Below are 21348 nucleotides of genomic sequence, written 5' to 3'. Positions count from 1 at the left end.
GCGGTTCTCTCATCTCTCTAATGTATCGCGGAGGCAGGGGCAAATAGACAGTCAAGGGATTAACACCCGTACAGCAAAAAGCTGCGGTGAACCTTACGAAAGCTGAACGCAAAAAGAGAGTCCATGCCTTCGGCGAGGATATTTTTCGACCAAATGAAGCCTCTCGGACTGCGCCCGCGCAGCACCGAGAGGTAACATCCATTCATTTGGCCCCAAATATCCCAGGGTGAATTGGCCAAAGGCCAAGAGGGGCAGCGCCCCTAATCTTCATTCAGCGCCTGGAGCCGCGCAGTCACCGAAAGGCCATGCGCCTCCAGTCTTTCACTTTTTGCAAGAACCTCTGCGGCAGGACCTATTTTGCGCAAAGCAGCAGGGGACATTTGGCTCAATGTGGTTCGCTTAACAAAATCCATTACCGACAGCCCTGACGAGAAGCGAGCAGATCGAGCGGTGGGCAAGACATGGTTAGGCCCCCCAACATAGTCGCCAATCGCCTCCGGAGTGTACTGACCTAGGAAAATGGCGCCTGCATGGACAGTTTTGAGGCTTAGCGCTTCCGGATCAGTAACACAAAGCTCCAGATGCTCCGGTGCAATTCGGTTTGAAAGCTGAGCCGCTTCATCCAGATCGGACACTGTGATTATGGCTCCAAAATCACGCCAGCTTGCCCCTGCAATCTCCCTGCGTTCTAGGGTTTGCAGGCGTGCCTCTACGGCTTCGGCAACCGCGCGACCAAATTCTGCATCATCTGTAATCAGCAACGATTGAGCACTCTCATCGTGTTCTGCCTGGCTCATCAGGTCCAGCGCGATCCAGTCTGGTGTATTGTTCTTATCCGCAATGACCAGAATTTCGGAGGGACCCGCGATCATATCGATACCAACCTTACCAAATACACGTCGCTTGGCGGCGGCGACAAATGCATTTCCAGGGCCCGTGATCTTATCTACGGGGGCGATGGTCTGGGTTCCATACGCCAGCGCGGCAATCGCCTGGGCGCCGCCGATGCGGTAGATTTCTGTAACGCCCGACAGCCGGGCTGCAAGCAGAACCAGTGGGTTCAGAACGCCGTCTGGCGCCGGGACAGTGATTGCAAGGCGTTTAACCCCGGCCACCTGAGCCGGAATCGCATTCATCAAAACAGATGAAGGGTAGGACGCAAGCCCGCCGGGCACATAGAGCCCTGCCGCAGACACCGGTGACCAACGCCAGCCAAGTATCGCACCAGTGGCATCCTCCCACTGCGCATCCACCGGCAATTGTCGCGCATGATAGGAGCGGATTCGCTCAGCAGCCAGTTCTAGCGCTGCGCGTTCTTGCGACGAAACCGTCGCAATTGCGGCATCCACTTCGGCTTCAGATATTGCCATCTTATCCGCTGTAAGATCCAGCCGATCAAACTTGGCAGTGAGCTCAAGTACCGCAGCGTCACCGCGGGTCCGCACGTCAGCAATAATTGCGGCGACTGCAGCGTCGACATCCGGGCTGTCCTCACGCTTTGCATTGAGCAGCTCAACAAAGGCGGTTTCAAAATCTGCGTCAGACGTGTCTAGGAAAACGGGCATATCTACTCTCTCGGACTGTTAGAGCCGACATATCGTCCCAAAGGGTCAGCGACAAGCATTACGGTACAGCCGCGGCAGTCTGCATCTAGAGCGCCACCGATATGCCGCAGGGGATACCTGTGAGGCAAGATCCGCGCCTTAACCGCCTATCGGCCTTCTTTGGTTTTCGCTAGGTGCCGTGCTCAGGTGCCTGCTTTGACGGAGCAAGATAGGGACGGGTCACATCGCGCAGGCTGGCGTCCAGTGCCTCTACTGCCAAACGGATACTGCCATCCCCTGCAAGGGTCAGCAAGACATGCCCTGCGCCCTCTGCACCGGGTTCAAAATGGACCGAGAGCAGGGATAAAACCATATCCTTATCCCTACGGTCGATCCCCTGCGAGGCAACCCCCAAAACGGTATCGAAGACCAAAAGAGATTGAACCCTTTCAAAGGGACGCCCGCGTTTTTCTGCGCTTGATAAATCCTCCCAACGGAACCGGTTCAGCAGTAGCGCAAAGCGGCGCTCCTTGGAACGCCAGCTCATTTCTTGGATAGGAAAGACAGCATCTTGCACCAGGGTTGAGATCACCTGGAGATCCTCGGCCTCCAGCGCGCCAAGGTTCAGAGGCGCCTCGCGCCCATCATGAAAGCTCGCGTCTGACATCCGTCAGCTCCCCTTAATACGTTCGATCTGAGCGCCAACACCCGAGAATTTGCGCACCACCTGCTCATAGCCCCGATCCAGATGATAGACCCGATTAACGATAGTCTCGCCTTCTGCAGCGAGCCCGGCAAGGATCAAAGAAACCGAAGCCCGCAGGTCAGTCGCCATAACCGGCGCGCCTTTTAGGCGATCAACACCTGTCACGGTGGCATGCCCACCCTGTACGTCGATCTTGGCACCCATACGGATCAGCTCAGGCGCATGCATAAAGCGATTTTCAAAGATTTTTTCTTCCAACACACTGGTTCCGTCAGCCGTGCACATCAGCGCCATCATCTGGGCCTGCAGATCTGTGGGGAAGCCTGGGAAAGGTTCCGTGGTCACATTCACCGCTTTAACGCGGTCTGCGCGGCGCTTGACCTTCAACCCCGCCTTGGTCTCGAGGACATCAACACCGGCCTCGTTTAGCTTTTCGACAAATGCGCCAACCAGATCGAGACGCCCCCCCAGCAATTCGACCTCGCCACCTGCGATTACAGGGGCCAGCATATAGGTCCCCAGTTCAATCCGATCGGTGACCACTGGATGTGTGGCACCATGCAACCGGTCTACACCCTCGATTGTAATATCACTCGTGCCTGCGCCATCGATATGAGCACCCATCTTTCTCAAGCAATCTGCCAGATCAACGATCTCGGGCTCGCGCGCGGCGTTTTTAATCACCGTCGTTCCCTTGGCCAGGGTCGCCGCCATCATGATGTTTTCAGTAGCGCCAACAGAGGCAAAGCTGAGCTCGATCACCGCCCCCTTGAGGCCGCGCGGGGCCTTGGCATGCAGATAGCCGTCCTTCAATTCAATCTCGGCACCCAACGCTTCGAGCCCATGAATATGCAAATCCATGGGGCGGGCGCCAATGGCGCAGCCGCCTGGCAGCGAAACCACTGCCTGCCCCAAGCGGGCCAGCATCGGACCCAGCACCAGGTTTGAAGCCCGCATCTTGCGCACGATTTCATAGTCCGCAACGTGATTATCGATATTGTGGCTCGACAGGGCCTGAACCTGGCCATCCTGCAGGCTGGAAACTTCGGCCCCCAGAGATTGCAACAATTCGGTCATGGTTTTGATATCGCTGAGCCGTGGCGCATTGGTTAAGGTCAGCGGCTCTTCGCTGAGCAGGGTCGCTGGCATCAGGGCGAGGCAGGCATTTTTTGCCCCCGCAATCGGAATTTGACCATTCAGGGGGCCGTTCCCTTTCACCAAAATCGAATCCATCTGCCTCTACCTTTCCGACTCTTCGGTCGTTGTGTCTTGTTTCTGTGCGCGCGCCTTTGCCTGCGCCTTACGACGCGCCATATTGGCCTTCAACGAGGCTTTTAGCCGATCCTCACGCTGGGAGGCAGCCTGGCTCAATTTCTGTTGTTTTTTCTCTGCCATAGACCTTCTGTAACTTAGTGAGAAAAAACCGTCCAGAAGCTCTTGCGCCCTACAAGGTTTATCCCTAAAAGCCCCTCACCGGCGCTGCTGTAGCTCAGAGGTAGAGCACTCCCTTGGTAAGGGAGAGGTCGAGAGTTCGATTCTCTCCAGCAGCACCAGGTTAACCCCTTGAAATTGATAATAATCTGTAATTTAACAGAAAAGCTCCACCTCTCTGGTACATGAAGGTGGTACATCATCGGAAACAGGCATTACATGCGAGTCGCCCCACCGGCTGACCTCGCTAAGGCCATCAAAAGCCAACGCATCTCCATCCCTTTAGATCCCCAATAGACGGCGCGTTCAAATCGGTGAGAATCGGAACACATGTGAAGGTCTCACTGGGCACAAGTGAATCGGTAGAAGCCCTGAAAAGATACCTACCAGCCTATCGGGCGGTTCTTGCCTACTGGGAGTGTCCTGCGAAATGGTCCGCAAGATCAAATCAAAAAGAATCGAGGCTCATGTGAAAGATTCGCCTCGAGAAATGCTAAATCGGCAGGCGTTTTGCAAAGATCCACCTGCCTGGGCACTGTGTTGACCAGAACAAGAGCCAGCATGCTCAGCGCTTCATCCAGATTTCGTCAGCGCCAGGAAAACCTCTTCGAGGTCCGCCTCGGCGGTTTTAACATCGCGGATGGAAATCCCGGCTCCATGCACTGCGGCCAGTACGTCTTCGGCACTGGTCTTTGCGCTGTGATACTGCAGCACAACTGCCCCATCATCTCGCAGCTCCGCGGTAATTCCTGCGCCCTGGGGAAGCTCGGTTACCGGAGAGGCCGGGTGAACCACCATGGATTTTGAATCCAGCCGTCCCAATAGATTGGCGGTGCTGTCACGCGCCACCATTTCTCCCTGATCGATAATGGCGATCTCGTCGCACATCTCTTCGGCCTCTTCCAGGTAGTGCGTGGTCAGGATGATGGTCATCCCCTGCTTATTGAGCTTGCGGATATTCTCCCAAAGCATCTGCCGCAGACCAATATCGACCCCGGCGGTGGGCTCGTCCAGCACAAGGATATGCGGATGATGCACCAGAGCCTTGCCCAGCAAAAGCCGCCGCCGCATACCCCCCGATAGGGTTCGGGCATAGGCATGGGCCTTATCTGTCAGCCCCACCATCTCAAGAATTTCATCGCTGCGGCGATCCTGTTTTGGCACACCATATAGACCGGCCTGTACCTCCAACGCGGCGCGCGGGGTGAAAAACGGGTCCAAGTTCAGCTCCTGTGGCATCACGCCAATGGCGGCGCGGCTTTGACGTGGATTGGCATCCTGATCAAAGCCCCAAATCGTCACTTGGCCGGATGTCTTACGCACCAGCCCAGCCAAGATATTGATCATGGTTGATTTCCCAGCGCCATTTGGCCCCAGCAAACCAAAAACGGAACCACGCGGAATAGTCAGATCAATCCCTTTTAGTGCCTGCTTTTCGGGTTGGCCTTTGGCACCGCTGTAGGTTTTGCGCAAGCTTTCAATACGGATTGCGTCATCTCTCATAGCAGTACTTGCCCCCGGTTTTTGCATCAGACATACATGGTTCCACCATGCGCCTAGCCGAAATTCATAAGGACCGCCAGCGATGACTATTGAAGCGCCCGAAACCAAGATCGTTGAAACCTACCGCGTTGCCTGCGACGGCAGCGAAGGCGCATTGGGTCACCCCCGGGTTTACCTGCAAATCCCCGAGGGCGAAGGCTTTGTTGAATGCCCCTATTGTGACTGCAAGTTCATCCACAAGGATTATGTAGACACCGCCGCATGACCTCCTCACTTCTGGCGAGAGCTCTGCTTTTGCCAGTGGGGTTTATCTGCGCCTATTGCCTCGCCGCCCTCTTGGGCGCCATGATCCCTGCGGGAGCGGCTATGACCCCCGCAACGGTGCGCAGCCATCAAGTGTTCCTGGTCGCGGGACCGATTCACTATGATTTTCTACTGCCTCTGGATGCGCAGGCGCGGGCGCAGTTCCAGTTTCTAATCCCCAGCGGATTGCCTGTGAGCCATCCCGATGCACGCTGGCTGGTCATTGGCTGGGGCGCCCAAGGCTTTTACACCACAACAAACTATCGGGACTTGACGCCTGCGACCCTGTTGAAAGCCGCCTTCGGAGATCGTTCTGTGCTGCGCGCCGAAGTACTGGGAGCCCTGAACACTGTGCCCGAGCTGCCTAGCCTCAACTTTGATGCCGTGGAATATCAGGCCTTCCTCTCAGCCATTGCCGAAAGCTTTGAAAAACCAGAATCCCCCCCAGTGCAAAGCCTGAAAGTCCCCGGATTCACCTTGGAGGACCGGTTTTACGCCGCTAAAGGGCGATTTCATCTGTTTCGCACCTGCAATACTTGGGTGTCCCGTATGATACGGGCCTCAGGACATCGATTTGGCATCTGGACCCCATTGCCCTATTCGGTTCGTCTGTCCCATTGGCTCTATGCCGATACAGCCAGATCCGCCCCCACGCCACTACCAGAGACATAGACCAAGGGGCCTGCTTCAGGTATTCTAAGGGCATTATTTGAGACCAAGACTCAGAATGCAGGGATTTTCTCTGGTTCGCAGGAGCTTGGCGACCAATTTTGCGACCGATATCACCCGTTTTGGGTTAAGTTTTTTGTGAGTGCATTTGTCTATGGCCAATCTATTGGATATCAGTGAATCCGACGCCGATCAGACCTCTTTGATACAGACTATCTATGAGGTTGCCGTGGATCCCCATGTCTATGACCGGTTGGTTGATCTATGGGGTCAACACCTGATGGCCAGCCTCAGCGAAAACCCCTTGGAGAGTGGTGGTCCTACGGCGCCCTCCGATGAGATTGCCAAGCATCTGTTGCGCTCGTTTGAAATTCTCGACCGTCTGGGACGGGCCGAACAGCCCAGCGCACGCCCGGCGCTGGACCGGGCGGAACTAAAAATCTCTCCGCGCGGCAAGATCATCAGCTGCAGCCCCCTGGCCGCTGAAACGCTTGGCGCGACACTCGGGGGGGAGCTGTTAGATCTGGCCATGTCCGCCGAAACCACCACCCGGCTCAATTGGGAGCTGAATGGCAAACAACCCGGCCTGCCGGGAGAGGTCTATTTGTTTTTTGCCAAAGGGGACAAACACCCCTACCCGATGGTGCGCGAGCAGATCGCAACTGAAAGTGGCGGCGACGGTGCAACTGGCTTTGTTCTGGCGGGGCTTCACAGCCGCTGGACCAAGGCACATGACCAGATCCTGCGGCAGATGTTTGGTCTCACTCAGGCTGAGACCCGCGTTGCACGCGAGTTACTGACTGGGGCCAATCTCCGTGAAATTGCTGAAACGACTGACCGATCGGTCGACACCTTGCGCACCCAGCTAAAAGCGATCAGGCGCAAGACATATACCGCCAACCAACAACAATTGGTGCGGATGATGACCGGGCTGGAAGCCCTTATAAAAACCAACGGGCCAGATGTGCCTGCGGGCAGCACCATGGATCGGGCCTTCACTTTGCCGGACGGTCGCAAGATGGCCTATCATCTCTTTGGGCCGACAGATGGCACCCCCTGTCTATTCATTCATAACATGTTGAACGGACCTAATTTTACATCAGGACTCATCGACGATCTGCATCGGTTGGGGCTTCAGTTCATCTGCCCTATCCGCCCTGGTTTTGGCACCAGCGACCTGGACCCCGTCTCCAAACGGCGCCCCGAAGAAGCCCCCGATCGCTTCTGTGCAGATATGGTTCCCTTTCTTAAGCATCTTGGCTGCTCAAAGATCTTGGCCATCGGGCATATGTCTGGTGCGCTCTTTGCTTTTCGTCTTGCACAAAAGCACCCAAATCTGGTGCAGGGGGTGTTTAATATATCAGGAGCGGTGCCGATCACCGAAATGAGCCAGATCCGCTCCATGCACTACCGCCAGCAGGTCATGGCACTTACGGCGCGGTTCACCCCCCGAATTTTGCCCACTCTGTTGCGCGCTGGCATTGCCCAGATTGACGCCGGCGGGGTTGAGGGGTTTCTCAAGGCGCTCTATCGCCCCGACAGTCCAGACCGTGCCCTGGCTGAACGCCCAGAATACCGGAACATGCTGTTCACTGGCTTTCGCCAGATCGTGCAGCAGGGCCATTGGAGCTTTGCCATTGATTCACATAATGTGGTCCGTGATTGGTCTCGTAACTGCAGCCACCTGTCACAACCCGTAACGCTGGTGCATGGTGGCGCCGACCCGGTTGTCACCCTCTCCAGCGTTCAGGATTTTGCGCGCCGCATGGGGTTTACGCTTCACAGCTATCCAGAGGTGGGGCAGCTGGTGCTCTATCAGGAGACATCGGAGGTCCTGCAACGCATCGCTGCCATGGCGCAGACCCAAAGCCCGGCTCTGGCCCAATAGCGCGCGGTTTTTTGCCAGAACGTAAATTTCTGGTCAAAATTCGTCCCCCTACCCCATCTGGGGTATGACCACAGACACTTCCGCTGGTTACCAGTTCCCTATTGTTAAGGGAGTTTCCTGATGAGTGATATTATCCTCTCATTGCGGCAGTATCCGGAGGTGCTGCAAATTATTGGTGTTATTGGTTTTTCACTATATATCACCGCCTTTACCCTGCTGCAGACCGGGCGCATCTGTGGCAATAGCATTGGCTATACTTGTTTTGTCATCAGCGCGGCCTCTTGCGTCTTGATCAGCCTCATTTCGGCCTTCAACCTGGCTGCTTTTCTGATCCAGGCAAGCTATGTCAGCCTGGGCCTTTTGGGCCTGTCGCGGCGCTTTGTTATCCACAAGCTGAAGCATACAAATTCTGAACCCGAGCCGCTGAGGCAAAGCTTTGCGGCGATGCGGCGCCAGGCTCGGCAACGCCCCCGCACCGGTCAAACCGCACAGCCGATGGCGCAACACAGATCACTAACCTCTTCACCGCAATACTGACCGAAAGTAAAACGGCACAGGACATGGGGGCGATTTCCACCAGATCTCTCCACACCCCCTTGTTCCCTGCCCCGGCGGTTTTACCTCCCACCGGGGCAGGGGTTATTGTGCGGTTCTCACGCGTCAAACCAAGAGCTATGACCAGAACAGAAGGATCCTGTGGGCGGTTCAGGAGTGCCGCAGGCATTCAGACATCTGACGAGGCCAATGAGACATCTGCAAAAATCAATCTGCGATACTGCGCCAATTCTGCGAGTCAAACAGGGTTTCGGCTGTCCCTTGTAGTCCCAGCCAGTTCATCGCGGCCTGAAGATCATCAAAGATCTGGATATCAAGCTTTGACGAGATATCCGCATAGCCCATATACATACGCGCAATTCCGTAGGGCAGAGCATGAGGCGCGTAGAGCGCTTGCTTGATCGGTTTGGCCAATCTCTCGACCTGCGCCTTGACCGCCGAACTCTGTGCAAACATATCACTGCTGGTGATCGTGGTCGATGTCAGAGCCGACATATCAGAGATAGAATTCGTAAAGGGCCCAACGCCAAACACTGCCGCCATTTCTTTGAACAATCTATCTTGCTGCGCGGCTGTGCTGCGCCCCTCATAGACCATCAACATCACTTCGGCCTGCGGCAGGTAGTTATATCGGACAGTCATGGCAGTACTCCCTGCAAATTCGCACGCAATCAGGCTGAACCTCGTCGCTCCCCAACGCCCCCTATCGGTCATATTACCATCGTTTCAAGATGACGCAGAGTAAAGTCACCCCTAGGCATCGAAGCGCACAGATCTCTACCGTTTTGCTCTGGCTCCGCAGCGCTGCGTTGCCCGAGCTTTGACGAACCAAAGAACCCTGAGGCTTCAACAGCAACGAATGGGCAATTGCCCTTATCCTCTGGATCGCGGATAACGGGGCAAACGCGTAACACCCGGAGCATCAGCCCATGAGCGAGAGTAAATTCGGCAAAGGCTGCCACCTGCATTTGATTGATGGCTCGGCCTTTATCTTTCGGGCCTACCATGCGCTGCCGCCGTTGACGCGCAAATCTGATGGGCTGCCCATCGGGGCTGTGGCGGGTTTTTGCAACATGTTGTTCAAACAGGTCGAAGACAACAAGGGGCCAGATGCCCCAACCCATGTGGCGGTGATCTTTGACCACTCCGGCAAGAGTTTCCGCAATGACATGTATGAGCTTTACAAAGCCAATCGCCCGCCCGCACCCGAAGATCTGCGCCCACAATTCCCGCTGACCCGAGACGCCACCCGCGCCTTTAATATCGCCTGCAAAGAGGTCGAAGGGTTTGAGGCCGACGACATCATCGCAACCCTCGCCCATCAGGCCCGCGATGCAGGCGGTCGTTGCACCATCATTTCATCGGACAAGGATCTGATGCAGCTGGTCGGCGGCGGTGTTGAAATGCTGGACGCCATGAAGAACAAGCGCATCGACAGCGAGGGCGTGCACGAGAAATTCGGCGTTGGCCCTGACCGGGTGGTCGATGTGCAAGCCTTGGCCGGCGATAGTGTCGATAACGTGCCCGGCGCGCCTGGCATCGGCATCAAAACCGCTGCTCTTTTGATCAATGAATATGGCTCGCTCGAGGAATTATTGGATCGCGCCGAAGAGATCAAACAACCCAAGCGGCGCCAGACTCTGATCGAGAAACGTGACCAGATCGAGATGTCCAAACGACTGGTGCAGCTGGATTGCGCCATGGAGCTGGATTTCTCCCTCGAAGACCTGGAAGTTCTGGATCCAGATCCAGAAGTACTGTTGGGTTTCCTCGCTGATATGGAGTTCCGCACCCTGACCAAACGCATGGCGGATCAGCTGGGGCGTGAGGCTCCAGCTATTCCAGAGGTCAGCACCTCTGGCGGTTCTGCTGCGCCCGAAACCCCCATTGCCGTGGCTTTTGATGCTGAGAAATATCAATGTATCAGCGATGCCGCAGGCCTGCAGGAGTGGATCGACCAAGCCTATGAGCGTGGCTATGTGGCGATAGATACCGAAACCACCGGGTTGGATGCCATGGTTGTGGATCTGGTGGGTGTGTCGCTTTGTGTCGAACCGGGCACCGCCTGCTATATCCCGCTCACCCATAAACAAGGGGGCGACGATCTCTTTGGTGGCGAAGGTCTGGCTGAGGGGCAGATGCCATTGGAACAGGCCCTCGAAATGCTGAAGCCGATGCTCGAGGATCCCGCGGTGCTGAAAATCGGCCAGAACATGAAGTATGACGCTAAGATCCTACATCGCTATGGCATTGATGTAGCCCCGATCGATGACACTATGCTGATGTCCTATGCCCTGCACGCGGGCGAGCATAACCACGGCATGGATATCCTGTCGGAGCGCTATCTCGATCATAAACCGATCCCAATCAAACCTCTGCTCGGCACCGGTAAATCCGCCATCACCTTTGACCGGGTGCCCATTGCCGACGCGGTGCCCTATGCCGCCGAGGATGCCGATATCACCCTGCGCCTTTGGCAACACTTCAAGCCCGAACTGCATCAGCGGCAGGTAACAGTGGTCTATGAAACCCTGGAGCGCCCGCTGGTCCCCGTGCTGGCTGAGATGGAACGCAATGGCATCAAGGTGGATCGCGACACCCTGAGCCGCATGTCCAATGCCTTTGCCCAGAAAATGGCGGCGCTGGAAGATGAAATCCACGCGCTGGCGGGTCAGCCCTTCAATGTCGGCTCACCGAAACAGCTTGGCGAAATCCTGTTTGATAAGCTTGAGCTGCCCGGCGGCAAAAAGGGTAAGACCGGCGCCTATGCAACGGGTGCAGATATCCTCGAGGATCTGGCCACCGAGCATGCCCTGCCTGCGCTGGTGCTGGATTGGCGGCAACTGAGCAAACTGAAGTCAACCTACACGGACGCGCTTCAGGACCATATCAATCCGGACACGGGCCGGGTACATACCTCCTATATCCAGACCGGGGCAAATACTGGCCGTATGGCCTCATCGGATCCCAACCTGCAAAACATTCCGGTACGCTCCGAAGAAGGCCGCCGCATCCGCGAGGCCTTTGTGCCGGAACAGGGCAATGTGCTCCTGTCGCTCGACTACAGCCAGATCGAGCTCCGAATTCTTGCCCATGTGGCCGGGATTGACGCGCTGAAAGCCGCCTTTGCCGCCGGTCAGGACATTCACGCCATGACAGCCTCGGAAATGTTCGATGTGCCAATGGAAGAGATGACAGCAGATATCCGACGCCAGGCCAAGGCAATCAACTTTGGCGTCATCTACGGCATCTCGGGCTTTGGTCTGGCCCGCAATCTGCGCATCCCTCGTGCCGAGGCGCAGGGCTTTATCGACCGCTATTTTGAGCGCTTCCCGGGCATCCGTGCTTATATGGACCGGACCGTGGAATTCGCCAAGGAACACGGCTACGTGCAGACCCTGTTTGGCCGTAAGATTCACACACCTGAAATCGCCGCCAAAGGTCCGCGTGCCGGCTTTGCCAAACGTGCTGCCATCAATGCGCCGATCCAGGGCACGGCCGCCGATGTGATCCGTCGCGCCATGGTGAAAATGCCGCCCGCCATCGCCCATCTGCCTGCGCGGATGCTGCTGCAAGTCCATGATGAACTGTTGTTTGAAGTGCCGGAAGCGGCGGTGGAAGAGACCATTGAGACTGCGCGCCGGGTCATGGAAAACGCAGCGGATCCCGCCCTTCATCTGGATGTAAAGCTCAGCGTTGATGCCGGCAGGGGCAACAACTGGGCCGAAGCGCATTAAATTCCTGTTGCAGAGGGGGGCTCCCGCCCGTCTCGGAACAATCAAAGATTGATCCTCCCCCGTTGGGCCTAGCGCCGCGCCGACGCGCGACGCGGCAGCGCCAATATGCAACCCATTTCCTATTGGTTCGGCCCTGTGGGGCCGATTCGGGTCAAGGGCGGCAAAGCCGCCGCGCTCTGGGCGGCTTGCCCTTGAGGCTACTCGGATTATTCTATCCTAGCAATCGCGCGTCAGGGCAGACCTGACCCTTATGCGTATCTCAGCAATTTCTCTGCGCGTCGCGTCAGCGCGGCGCCCCCCCAACAATAGAGAGACACCCTCGGGATGTCTCGGAATTTGCGGGAGCGCCAACCGTGGAAAAATTTCAGACCTTCGAAGACGACTTCACCCATTTCGAAACCAGACCACGCACCGCCGGTCCTGCGATTAGCACCACCGCAAAGGCAATCGGCCAGCCAAACAACCAAGCATTCAACCAAGTTGGAAACACTTCATCGTTCAAGCCTAGTGTTTTCACAGTTGCCACCAGAGTAACGATACAGGACATCAGTCCCGAGAGGATCAACCCAACCAGTGCAGGGGCAAAACGAGCGGGAATCAATGCAGCTTTCCTTGTGAAATGACAGAGGTGCTACAAGTTACACATTCCACATAAAGAATGTAAATAGCCTAACCTTGGGCAGGCAACCAGCCCAAGCTATCCTCTGTCCGTAGTGTAGAGGGGGTGTATTCCGCACTCACCCAGCCCTCATATCCACTGTCATCAATGGCTTGAAATAGGGCACCAAAATCAATTGGCCCGGTACCAGGTTCGCATCGGCTGGGTGCAGCACCAATCTGCACATGTACGGCCTGTTTGCCAAAACTCTCCCAGACCTTGGAGGCATCGCCATGGATCATCTGCGCATGATAGGCGTCATACTGCAGCCCCACATTGGGCCGGTCCACCGCCTCCAGGACCTCGGCCGCCAGATTGTAATCATCCAAAAAATAGCCAGGCTGATCACCGGCATTCAACGGCTCAATGGTAAAGCGCTGCTTGGGCGCAAAATCCGCCGCCCAGCGCAGGTTGGTGATAAAGGTATCTCGCGCCTCATCGCCTTTCGCATAGCCTGCCATGACATGGATGAGCCCCACATTCAGCACCTCGCCATAGCGCAGCACCCGGCGAATATCCCTTTGGAACCGGTCGGTACCGCCGGGCAGTGCCGCATACCCCGGCTCGCCACCAGTATAATTGGGCGGCGGCGCGTTGATCAGCAACAGATCCAACCCATTGGCCAACAAGGCCCTCTGGGTTTCCTTGGCTGCGAACTCATAAGGGGACAGGATCTCCACCGCTTTGAACCCTGCGTTGGCTGCCGCTGCGAAACGATCCAGATAGGGCAGCTCAGCAAAGAGCATAGAGATATTTGCCGCAAATCGTGGCATGTCAGAGACCTCCTGTCTGTCGTCGTCAACGGTCTAACCCCAACACGGGCCCTCAGCCAAGCAGAGAAAACAACGCATTTTTTCTAATCCCCAAAGCGGCCTTAGCCCCAAAAAACACTAGGGCAGTTCATCCGATGGGATCACCGGAAAGAACGCCCCCCCTGACCAGAGCCCAAACCAACCGTCATGATGACAGCCCAGCTCCACCAGGCGGTAGAAGCTCTTGCGATCAATCAACGCCTCCAGATCACTGCGCACCAGCACATAGGGGGAAGGTTCGCCGGTCTCGGCGTCGCGTTCGACCCGAATCGGATGATCATGGCCTGCCAGCATCTGGTCACCAACATGGGTGGTAAACAAAAGTTCCTGCGCCGCACCTTCGCCTCTGGCTTCAAAATCAACCGCAACAAAGGGGGCATCATCTACGGTGATGCCGACCTTCTCCACCGGGGTCACCAGAAAATACTTGCCCTCTTCGCGCTTTAGGATCGAGGAAAACAGCTTGACCAGCTCAAATCGCCCAATTGGCGTGCCCAGGTAGAACCAGGTGCCATCGCGGGCGATCCGCATATCCAGATCACCGCAGAAGGGCGGGTTCCACAGATGCACCGGCGGTAAACCGCCCTTTGCGCTAGCCTTGCCCGCTGCCTTGATCGAGGCAGCCAGCCCATCTGCCGATGGAGTCACAGTATTTTGTCCACTCATTGCTTTTGCCATTTCCCTCAACCGCGATACAGTAAGACCATATATGCGCCACGAAAGGAATGTCATGTCCGAACCTGACGATCTACTGGACCAGATTGAAGCTCTGGAAGCAAAACTACAGCTCGCACGAGAGTCGATCACCCGCCGCTTCATCGGACAAGAGAGGGTCGTCGACCTGACACTGGCCACCCTGCTCTGTGGCGGCCATGGTTTGCTGGTAGGGCTTCCGGGGTTGGGCAAGACCCGACTGGTTGAAACTCTGTCAACAGTCATGGGGCTAGATGGCAAACGGGTGCAATTCACCCCAGATCTGATGCCTGCAGATATCCTTGGCTCCGAAGTGCTGGATACCAATACGGACGGCAGCCGCGCCTTTCGCTTTGTGCCTGGTCCGGTTTTTTGCCAGCTTTTGATGGCGGATGAGATCAACCGTGCCAGCCCGCGTACCCAGTCGGCTCTGTTGCAGGCGATGCAGGAACGTCAGGTAACCGTCGCAGGCGAGAATCGGTCCTTGGGGCTGCCCTTTCATGTGCTGGCAACGCAAAACCCGATCGAGCAGGAGGGCACCTATCCCCTGCCCGAAGCGCAACTCGACCGCTTCCTGTTTCAGATTGATGTGCCCTACCCCACCCGCGATACTGAGCGAGACATCCTGCTGGCCACCACAGGGTTAGAAGAAGACACAGCGCATCAGGTCTTTTCCCCTGAAGATCTTATCGCAGCGCAGGAGCTGCTGCGACGTATGCCAGTGGGCGATTCCGTGGTAGAGATGATCCTTGACCTCGTGCGTGCCTTCCGCCCCGAAGAACCCGGCGTCTCGGACCGGGTGGCGCAGACCGTCGCTTGGGGCCCAGGCCCTCGCGCAGCCCAGGCCCTGATGCTAGCGGTACGCGCTCGTGCCCTGCTACAAAGCCGTCTGGCTCCCAATGCCGAAGACGTACTCGACATGGCGTTGCCGGTGTTAAGCCACCGGATGCAGCTGACCTTTGCCGCCCGCGCCCGCGGAGACAGCCTCAGCGATCTGATCGCACAGACCGCTACAGATCTGGGCCAGAACGGGATCGCCGCATGACCCAAACCGCCACGTCCCAACACACCGTCCCCACAACCGGGGCCGTACAGCTGCGCGTCGGTGCCGAGAGTGCCGCCAGTGCTCTGCCGCCGCTCTTGGTGCAGGCACAGCAATTGGCCGGCTCAGTGCTAGGCGGTGATCACGGACGGCGGCGGGCTGGTATGGGGGATGATTTCTGGCAGTACCGCCCGCTACAACAAGGCGACAGTCGGCGGATGATCGATCACCGCCGCTCTGCTCGCGGGGATCAGCAATTTGTCCGTGAACGCGAATTGCAGATTGCCCAGACAGTGCACCTCTGGATTGATCAAGGGGCTTCCATGCGCTTTGCCTCAACCCCCGAGCTGCCACGCAAGATTGATCGTGCCCGGTTGATTGGCATGGCCCTGTCGATCCTGATGCTGCGCGCTGGTGAGCGGGTTGGGCTCACCGGAGGGAGCTTGCCGCCGCGACGGGGCAACCTGCAGATCCTGCGGCTCTGTGATGCGCTGAGCGCCGATGACACCCAGGACTATGCCCCTCCCGAAGATCGCGCCATGGCACCCCATGCCCGCGCCCTTTTCATTTCCGATTTCCTTGGCCCCTTTGAGCCCTTGGAACGCGCCCTCTCCAAGGCTGCAGATCGCGGCGTGCATGGCGTCCTGCTGCAGGTGCTGGACCCGGCTGAAGAAGGCTTTCCTTTTGCAGGCCGCACCCGCTTTGAAAGCGTCAGCGGCGCGCTTTCCCATGAAACACTCAAGGCTGCATCCCTGCGCGATGAATACCTGAGGCGCTTGGCAGAACGGCGCGATGCACTGGACCGCCTGTGCCGCGCCGCGGGATGGCGCATGGGGCAACATCACTGTGATGACCCTGCGCTTGTCGCTCTGATGTGGCTCTATCACGCGATGGATCGGGGGCAGACATGACGGTGATTGGTGGCCTTGGCTTTACTGCGCCATGGCTGTTGCTGGGGCTGTTGGTGCTGCCGCTGCTGTGGATCCTGCTCCGCGCGGTGCCACCGGCACCAAAGAAACAGATCTTTCCTGCCGTAACTCTTTTGCTGGGGCTCACTGATAAGGACCGCCAATCCGATCGCACCCCCTGGTGGCTCCTCCTGTTGCGGCTTTTGGCCGTGACGGCGGCGATCCTTGGCTTTGCTGGGCCAGTACTGAACCCAGCCCGCAACGACGCCGGGTCCGGGCCGCTTTTGCTGGTGCTGGATGGCACCTGGGCCGGGGCCACGGGATGGCAGGAAACCACCAAGCAAATCACTGCCCACCTGGAAGAAGCAGGTCGCGCCAACCGTCCTGTCGCGCTGCTACAGCTCACCACTCCCAGAGCGCTACAATTCCAGGCTGCCAGTACTTGGCAACAGCAATTACCAGGCCTGCTGCCGCAGGCCTGGCAGCCCACTGGCGATCAAATCAGCAGCGCTGTGACCCATTTGGCCGCCAGTGCCGAATCTTTTGACAGCCTCTGGTTTAGCGATGGTCTGGCCTATGAGGGGCAGGATGACATAACTGAGGCTCTTAAGCTCCAGGGCCACGTGACGGTGATCTCCTCTGGCCTGCCTGTACTGGGGCTCATGCCCCCCGTTGCAAAAGATGGGGCGCTCGAGATTTCGCTAAGGCGCAGCCAGCCGCAGGGCACTGCATTGGGTGCCCGCGCAGTCCAGGTCTTGGCGCGCGGCCGCGATCCTGGCGGAACCCAGCGCACCCTAGCGCAGGGTACCGCAGAGTTTGCCGCAGGTGCCGATAGCGCCAGCCTGCAGCTCTCTTTGCCGTCAGAATTACGCGCCCGAATTGAACGCTTTGAGCTCCTGGACCAGCGCGCTGCCGGGGCTGTGGCGTTGAGCGACGACAGTCTGCGACGCCGCGAGGTAGCCCTGGTGTCTTCTGGTGCACCGGATGAAGGTCTCGCCCTGCTGTCACCGCTGCACTACCTGCGCCAGGCGTTGAAACCCACTGCGGATCTAATTGAGGGGACATTGGGCGAAGTTTTGCCTGCAAACCCGGACGTAATCGTTCTGGCCGACGTAGCCCGCATAGCACCGGATGTTCAAACAGAACTGACCGCTTGGATTGAGGCAGGTGGGCTTCTCCTCCGATTTGCCGGACCGCGCCTGGCGGCCAGCGATACTGCCCGCGACAGCGAAGAGGTGTTGCTCCCCGTGCGCCTGCGTATTGGCGGTCGCAGCATCGGTGGCGCCATGAGCTGGGGCGAGCCCAAAACACTGGCGCCCTTCCCTGAGGCCTCTCCCTTCTTTGGCCTCACCATCCCGGCCGAGGTCTCTGTTGCCTCACAGGTGGTGGCACAGCCCGACCCAAGTCTCGCGTCTCGCGTAATTGCCGCCCTTGAAGATGGCACGCCTTTGGTCACCCGCAAGGAGCTGGGACAGGGGCAAGTGGTGCTGTTTCATGTCACGGCCAATGCAGAATGGAGCAACCTGCCAATTTCCGGCCTATTTGTGCGTATGTTGGAGCGGCTCGCAGTGTCTTCGGCTGCAAAACCCCCAGAGGCACAAAGCCTGGAGGGAACCACGTGGCGCCCCATCGCCGTGCTGGACGGGTTTGGCCGCAAAGCCGATGCCGCGACACTTCCCGGGGTGACCGGTCCCGACCTGGTCGAAGCCCCAACCGGGCCTGAGCTGCGACCTGGCCTGTATCAAAGCAATGGCCGCAGCCTGGCACGCAATACGCTTTCTCAGGGCGATCTGCTGACCGCCGCCACCTGGGGAGCGGATGTCACCGAGGTCGGGTATAACAAATCCCAAGAGCAGGCTTTGGCGGGGGCATTGCTAGGCCTGGCACTGGTTATGCTCACCCTCGATGTGGTGGCGACGCTGCTGATTAGTGGCCTGCTGCCCCGTGCAAAGAGCCTGGCGATGATTGCCCTTTTCCTGGGAACCGGGTTCGGACTAGGGCTTGCAGGCGTATCTCCCGCGACAGCGCAGGAAGATCTATCCCCCGAAAGCGCACCCGTCGAACATGTCTTGCGCGCCGGGGAGTTAACTCTGGCCCATGTGCTGACGGGGGATGCCCAAACAGATCGAATAGCTCTCGCCGGGCTGCGCGGGCTGTCGGATACGCTGTTCTTTCGCACCTCTGTTGAGCCTTCCACTCCGGTAAGTATTGACCTGGAACGTGATGATCTCGCGCTTTATCCTCTGCTCTATTGGCCTGTCACCCTTCGCCAGCCACTGCCCTCGGCCAAGGCCTACGCACAGTTAAATCGATACCTCGGCTCTGGTGGCATGATCCTGTTTGACACCCGCGATGCGGGACATGCGGCCAGTGGTACTGCCAGCCCGGCCACCCGGCGGCTACAGCAGCTGGCGCTGCCGTTAGATATCCCGCCCTTGGAGCCCCTGCCCAGTGACCATGTGCTCACCCGCTCCTTTTACCTACTGCAGGATTTCCCGGGCCGTCACCCGCGTGGCGCGCTTTGGGTCGAAGCTGCGCCCGCGGATGCCGAACAGGTCGAGGGCATCCCCTTTCGTGATCTGAACGATGGGGTGACGCCGGTTGTGATCGGCGGCAATGACTGGGCCGCAGCCTGGGCCGTGGATAGGGATGGCAGACCGATGTTGCCAGTGGGGCGCGGCTTTTCTGGCGAACGCCAGCGAGAGCTCGCCTATCGCTTTGGCGTCAATCTGGTGATGCATGTGCTCACTGGCAACTACAAATCTGATCAGGTCCATGTGCCGGCCCTGCTGGAACGGCTGGGACAATAGGAGCGGATTTGATGAACCACACAATACTTTTTGACCCGCTACTGCCCTGGCCCGTAATCTGGGGCTTGGCCACATTGGTGCTGGCCAGTCTGGTGCTGGCGCTATGGCGGCGGTTGCCTGGCTGGGGCCTGCGCGGTCTGGCCGCGCTCTGCCTGCTGGGCGCCCTGACTGGCCCCCTGCGCCAAAGCGAAGACCGGGCACCACTGAGCGACATTGTGCTGGTGGCGGTCGATAACACCGCCAGCCAGCAGCTGTCAGATCGGCAGGCGCAGATGGCCGAGGCCCAAGCCTCGCTGGACCGCCAGCTCAAGGCCCGCCCCAATACCGAGACCCGCTGGATCACTCTTGAGGATGGCACCGGAGACAGCGGGACCACCCTGCTGCAGGCCCTGTCCCAGGCGCTGGCCGATGAGCCACAGGGGCGCGTTGCCGGCATCATTGCTCTGTCCGATGGCCAGATACATGACACCGACCATCCGATTGAATTGCCCGCGCCAATGCACTTGCTGATGACGGGCAGGCAGGGAGATTGGGATCGGCGCCTGATTCTGCGCAATGCACCAGCCTTTGCCATCATCGGCGAACCTGTGACCCTCACCCTTCGCATTGAAGATCAAGGCGCTGCCCCCGCAGGTCAACGTCAGGCACCGCTGGAAATCTCTATCGATGGCGGCCCGCCGCAGCGCTTCAACCTGCCGCTTGGCGTGGATTTTGATTTGCCACTTACCCTCCCCCACGGTGGGCGCAATGTGATCCGCTTTGCCACCCCCGACGTCGACGGCGAGCTCACTGATCGCAATAATGCCGCTTTGGTGCAGATCAATGGCGTGCGGGATCGGCTGCGTGTGCTTTTGGTCTCGGGCGAGCCCCATGCTGGCGGGCGAACCTGGCGCAACCTGCTTAAATCAGACAGCTCGGTTGATCTGGTGCATTTCACCATTTTGCGCCCGCCGGAAAAACAGGATGGGGTGCCGGTGGATGAACTGTCCCTCATCGCCTTTCCCACCCGAGAGCTGTTTCTGGAGAAAATCGAAGATTTTGATCTGATCATTTTTGACCGTTACAAACGGCGCGGCATCCTGCCCGCGATCTACCTCGACAATGTGGCCAACTATGTCGAACAGGGCGGCGCTGTGCTGGTGGCAGCGGGGCCGGATTTTGCCAGCGCTGATTCCATCTATCGCTCACCGCTTTCACGGGTGTTGCCCGCAGCCCCCACAGCGCGAGTGTTGGAACAGGCCTATCGCCCTGAGATCACTGATCTCGGTCATCGTCACCCCGTTACCGCAGGGCTGGAGCCACCGGGGCCGGAAGGCATGCCGCATTGGGGCAGCTGGCTGCGCCAGATCGAAGTAGCCGCACCACAGGGCCATGTCCTGATGGAGGGCGTTGAGACCCGGCCTTTGTTGGTGCTGGACCGGGTGGCAGCCGGACGGGTAGCACTTTTGGCCTCGGATCACGCCTGGCTTTGGAGCCGGGGATATCAGGGCGGCGGACCCCAGCTCGAACTTCTGCGGCGACTGGCCCATTGGATGATGAAAGAACCAGAACTGGAAGAAGAAATGCTTTGGGCCGAGGTCACTGGACAGACTATGCAGGTGTTTCGCCGCAGAATGAGCGGCACTGCAGGTGAGCTGAGTGTGATCGGTCCCGATGGTGGCGAAACCCTTTTGGCAATGACAGAACGCGCACCGGGCCTGTGGGAAGCCAGCTATACTGGCGCCGAGCCCGGTCTTTACCGCCTCTCTGAAGGCGCCGCCGATGCGGTTGTTGGCCTTGGCCCTGCGGCTCCGCGAGAGTTTCAACAAACCATTGCCACTGCAGATCTTATGGCGCCTGTGCTGGCCCCGCTGCGCGGTGGCGCCCTGGCGCTGGAAGAAGGATTGCCCCGCCTACGCGATGTCCGCGCTGGACGCCCAGCATCTGGACGCGGCTGGATCGGGCTCACGACCCGCAGCGCCTATGAGACACGCTCTGTCTCGCAAATCGCACTGCTACCCGCCTGGCTTGGCCTCATACTGGCGGCAGGTTTTGTCATCGCTGGCTGGCTGCGAGAAGGACGACGTGAGCGGCCCTTGTGATGGCAGGC

Annotated in this window: 18 protein-coding genes and 1 tRNA gene; 10 read left to right on the top strand and 9 right to left on the bottom strand. The window is 58.2% G+C overall.

Translation table 11 applies throughout. The features are described 5' to 3' along the window. Positions 1 to 260 precede the first annotated feature (260 nt). The 4 genes from hisD to MED193_RS23100 form a co-directional block, all read right to left on the bottom strand. Complete coding sequence (gene hisD, locus MED193_RS14850) at positions 261 to 1565, bottom strand: histidinol dehydrogenase (protein ID WP_009810562.1); 1305 nt, start codon at positions 1563 to 1565, stop codon at positions 261 to 263. 169 nt (positions 1566 to 1734) lie between these two features. Further along, complete coding sequence (locus tag MED193_RS14845) at positions 1735 to 2211, bottom strand: DUF2948 family protein (protein WP_009810561.1); 477 nt, start codon at positions 2209 to 2211, stop codon at positions 1735 to 1737. Positions 2212 to 2214: 3 nt separating this feature from the next. Then, complete coding sequence (gene murA / locus MED193_RS14840) at positions 2215 to 3483, bottom strand: UDP-N-acetylglucosamine 1-carboxyvinyltransferase (RefSeq protein ID WP_009810560.1); 1269 nt, start codon at positions 3481 to 3483, stop codon at positions 2215 to 2217. Between the two features lie 6 nt (positions 3484 to 3489). Continuing rightward, a complete protein-coding gene (locus MED193_RS23100; RefSeq protein WP_009810559.1) occupies positions 3490 to 3645 on the bottom strand; it encodes a hypothetical protein in 156 nt (51 codons plus the stop codon). A gap of 83 nt (positions 3646 to 3728) precedes the next feature. Here MED193_RS23100 and MED193_RS14835 point away from each other — a divergent pair. Then, positions 3729 to 3803 (top strand) — tRNA-Thr (locus MED193_RS14835). A gap of 451 nt (positions 3804 to 4254) precedes the next feature. Here MED193_RS14835 and MED193_RS14830 read toward each other — a convergent pair. Continuing rightward, complete coding sequence (locus MED193_RS14830; RefSeq protein ID WP_009810558.1) at positions 4255 to 5184, bottom strand: ABC transporter ATP-binding protein; 930 nt, start codon at positions 5182 to 5184, stop codon at positions 4255 to 4257. Positions 5185 to 5266: 82 nt separating this feature from the next. Between MED193_RS14830 and MED193_RS14825 the strand changes: the two genes are divergently transcribed. The 4 genes from MED193_RS14825 to MED193_RS22320 all read left to right on the top strand — a co-directional run bounded on the left by MED193_RS14825 (position 5267) and on the right by MED193_RS22320 (position 8581). Beyond that, positions 5267 to 5449: a zinc-finger domain-containing protein gene (locus MED193_RS14825; protein ID WP_009810557.1), complete on the top strand. Its 183-nt coding sequence runs from the start codon at positions 5267 to 5269 to the stop codon at positions 5447 to 5449. After that, the gene (locus MED193_RS14820) at positions 5446 to 6159 is read left to right on the top strand and encodes a TIGR02117 family protein (RefSeq protein WP_009810556.1); all 714 of its coding nucleotides are present in this window, start codon (positions 5446 to 5448) and stop codon (positions 6157 to 6159) included. The genes MED193_RS14825 and MED193_RS14820 overlap by 4 nt, the downstream gene beginning before the upstream one ends. Before the next feature lie 151 nt (positions 6160 to 6310). Then, positions 6311 to 8044: an alpha/beta hydrolase gene (locus MED193_RS14815; protein ID WP_009810555.1), complete on the top strand. Its 1734-nt coding sequence runs from the start codon at positions 6311 to 6313 to the stop codon at positions 8042 to 8044. A gap of 120 nt (positions 8045 to 8164) precedes the next feature. Then, the gene (locus MED193_RS22320; protein WP_009810554.1) at positions 8165 to 8581 is read left to right on the top strand and encodes a hypothetical protein; all 417 of its coding nucleotides are present in this window, start codon (positions 8165 to 8167) and stop codon (positions 8579 to 8581) included. A 225-nt stretch (positions 8582 to 8806) separates the two neighbouring features. Here MED193_RS22320 and MED193_RS14805 read toward each other — a convergent pair whose 3' ends face one another. After that, entirely contained in the window at positions 8807 to 9241 is a 435-nt protein-coding gene (locus MED193_RS14805; protein WP_009810553.1) for a hypothetical protein, read from the bottom strand. Between the two features lie 287 nt (positions 9242 to 9528). Between MED193_RS14805 and polA the strand changes: the two genes are divergently transcribed. After that, positions 9529 to 12336 carry a DNA polymerase I gene (gene polA, locus MED193_RS14800; RefSeq protein ID WP_009810552.1) on the top strand — a complete coding sequence of 936 codons (2808 nt, stop codon included), beginning with the start codon at positions 9529 to 9531 and terminating at the stop codon, positions 12334 to 12336. 364 nt (positions 12337 to 12700) lie between these two features. On the opposite strand, the gene MED193_RS14795 is transcribed toward polA, so the two are convergent. The 3 genes from MED193_RS14795 to MED193_RS14785 all read right to left on the bottom strand — a co-directional run bounded on the left by MED193_RS14795 (position 12701) and on the right by MED193_RS14785 (position 14472). After that, on the bottom strand, positions 12701 to 12937 hold the full coding sequence (locus MED193_RS14795; protein WP_009810551.1) for a DUF2798 domain-containing protein: 237 nt from the start codon (positions 12935 to 12937) through the stop codon (positions 12701 to 12703). Between the two features lie 68 nt (positions 12938 to 13005). Continuing rightward, positions 13006 to 13767 (bottom strand): hydroxypyruvate isomerase family protein, encoded by a 762-nt coding sequence (locus tag MED193_RS14790; protein WP_009810550.1) that lies wholly within the window; start codon positions 13765 to 13767, stop codon positions 13006 to 13008. Between the two features lie 117 nt (positions 13768 to 13884). After that, positions 13885 to 14472: a DUF1285 domain-containing protein gene (locus MED193_RS14785; protein WP_009810549.1), complete on the bottom strand. Its 588-nt coding sequence runs from the start codon at positions 14470 to 14472 to the stop codon at positions 13885 to 13887. A 64-nt stretch (positions 14473 to 14536) separates the two neighbouring features. On the opposite strand from MED193_RS14785, the gene MED193_RS14780 reads away from it, so the two are divergent. Genes MED193_RS14780 through MED193_RS14765 form a run of 4 tightly spaced genes read left to right on the top strand, consistent with a single transcriptional unit; the run spans position 14537 to position 21340 of the window. After that, positions 14537 to 15544, top strand: a complete 1008-nt coding sequence (locus tag MED193_RS14780) for a MoxR family ATPase (protein WP_009810548.1) — start codon at positions 14537 to 14539, stop codon at positions 15542 to 15544. Beyond that, the gene (locus MED193_RS14775) at positions 15541 to 16452 is read left to right on the top strand and encodes a DUF58 domain-containing protein (protein WP_009810547.1); all 912 of its coding nucleotides are present in this window, start codon (positions 15541 to 15543) and stop codon (positions 16450 to 16452) included. Before MED193_RS14780 ends, MED193_RS14775 begins: the two co-directional genes overlap by 4 nt. Continuing rightward, positions 16449 to 19259 carry a DUF4159 domain-containing protein gene (locus tag MED193_RS14770; protein ID WP_009810546.1) on the top strand — a complete coding sequence of 937 codons (2811 nt, stop codon included), beginning with the start codon at positions 16449 to 16451 and terminating at the stop codon, positions 19257 to 19259. Before MED193_RS14775 ends, MED193_RS14770 begins: the two co-directional genes overlap by 4 nt. A gap of 11 nt (positions 19260 to 19270) precedes the next feature. Next, on the top strand, positions 19271 to 21340 hold the full coding sequence (locus MED193_RS14765; RefSeq protein WP_009810545.1) for a membrane protein: 2070 nt from the start codon (positions 19271 to 19273) through the stop codon (positions 21338 to 21340). The last annotated feature ends 8 nt before the right edge of the window (positions 21341 to 21348 follow it).

The sequence above is a fragment of the Roseobacter sp. MED193 genome (assembly GCF_000152965.1).
Classification (GTDB): domain Bacteria; phylum Pseudomonadota; class Alphaproteobacteria; order Rhodobacterales; family Rhodobacteraceae; genus Pseudophaeobacter.
The sequence above is the reverse complement of the archived record's forward strand: the minus strand, read 5'-3'. Positions and strand labels throughout refer to the sequence as shown.

Coding starts and splice junctions, on each gene's coding strand:
- MED193_RS14790 (WP_009810550.1), bottom strand. CDS start 13,767: ATGCCACGATTTGCGGCAAATATCTCTATGCTCTTTGCTGAGCTGCCC.
- MED193_RS14775 (WP_009810547.1), top strand. CDS start 15,541: ATGACCCAAACCGCCACGTCCCAACACACCGTCCCCACAACCGGGGCC.
- MED193_RS14780 (WP_009810548.1), top strand. CDS start 14,537: ATGTCCGAACCTGACGATCTACTGGACCAGATTGAAGCTCTGGAAGCA.
- MED193_RS23100 (WP_009810559.1), bottom strand. CDS start 3,645: ATGGCAGAGAAAAAACAACAGAAATTGAGCCAGGCTGCCTCCCAGCGT.
- hisD (WP_009810562.1), bottom strand. CDS start 1,565: ATGCCCGTTTTCCTAGACACGTCTGACGCAGATTTTGAAACCGCCTTT.
- polA (WP_009810552.1), top strand. CDS start 9,529: ATGAGCGAGAGTAAATTCGGCAAAGGCTGCCACCTGCATTTGATTGAT.
- MED193_RS14765 (WP_009810545.1), top strand. CDS start 19,271: ATGAACCACACAATACTTTTTGACCCGCTACTGCCCTGGCCCGTAATC.
- MED193_RS14815 (WP_009810555.1), top strand. CDS start 6,311: ATGGCCAATCTATTGGATATCAGTGAATCCGACGCCGATCAGACCTCT.
- murA (WP_009810560.1), bottom strand. CDS start 3,483: ATGGATTCGATTTTGGTGAAAGGGAACGGCCCCCTGAATGGTCAAATT.
- MED193_RS14830 (WP_009810558.1), bottom strand. CDS start 5,184: ATGAGAGATGACGCAATCCGTATTGAAAGCTTGCGCAAAACCTACAGC.
- MED193_RS14845 (WP_009810561.1), bottom strand. CDS start 2,211: ATGTCAGACGCGAGCTTTCATGATGGGCGCGAGGCGCCTCTGAACCTT.
- MED193_RS14820 (WP_009810556.1), top strand. CDS start 5,446: ATGACCTCCTCACTTCTGGCGAGAGCTCTGCTTTTGCCAGTGGGGTTT.
- MED193_RS14770 (WP_009810546.1), top strand. CDS start 16,449: ATGACGGTGATTGGTGGCCTTGGCTTTACTGCGCCATGGCTGTTGCTG.
- MED193_RS14825 (WP_009810557.1), top strand. CDS start 5,267: ATGACTATTGAAGCGCCCGAAACCAAGATCGTTGAAACCTACCGCGTT.
- MED193_RS14785 (WP_009810549.1), bottom strand. CDS start 14,472: ATGAGTGGACAAAATACTGTGACTCCATCGGCAGATGGGCTGGCTGCC.
- MED193_RS14805 (WP_009810553.1), bottom strand. CDS start 9,241: ATGACTGTCCGATATAACTACCTGCCGCAGGCCGAAGTGATGTTGATG.
- MED193_RS22320 (WP_009810554.1), top strand. CDS start 8,165: ATGAGTGATATTATCCTCTCATTGCGGCAGTATCCGGAGGTGCTGCAA.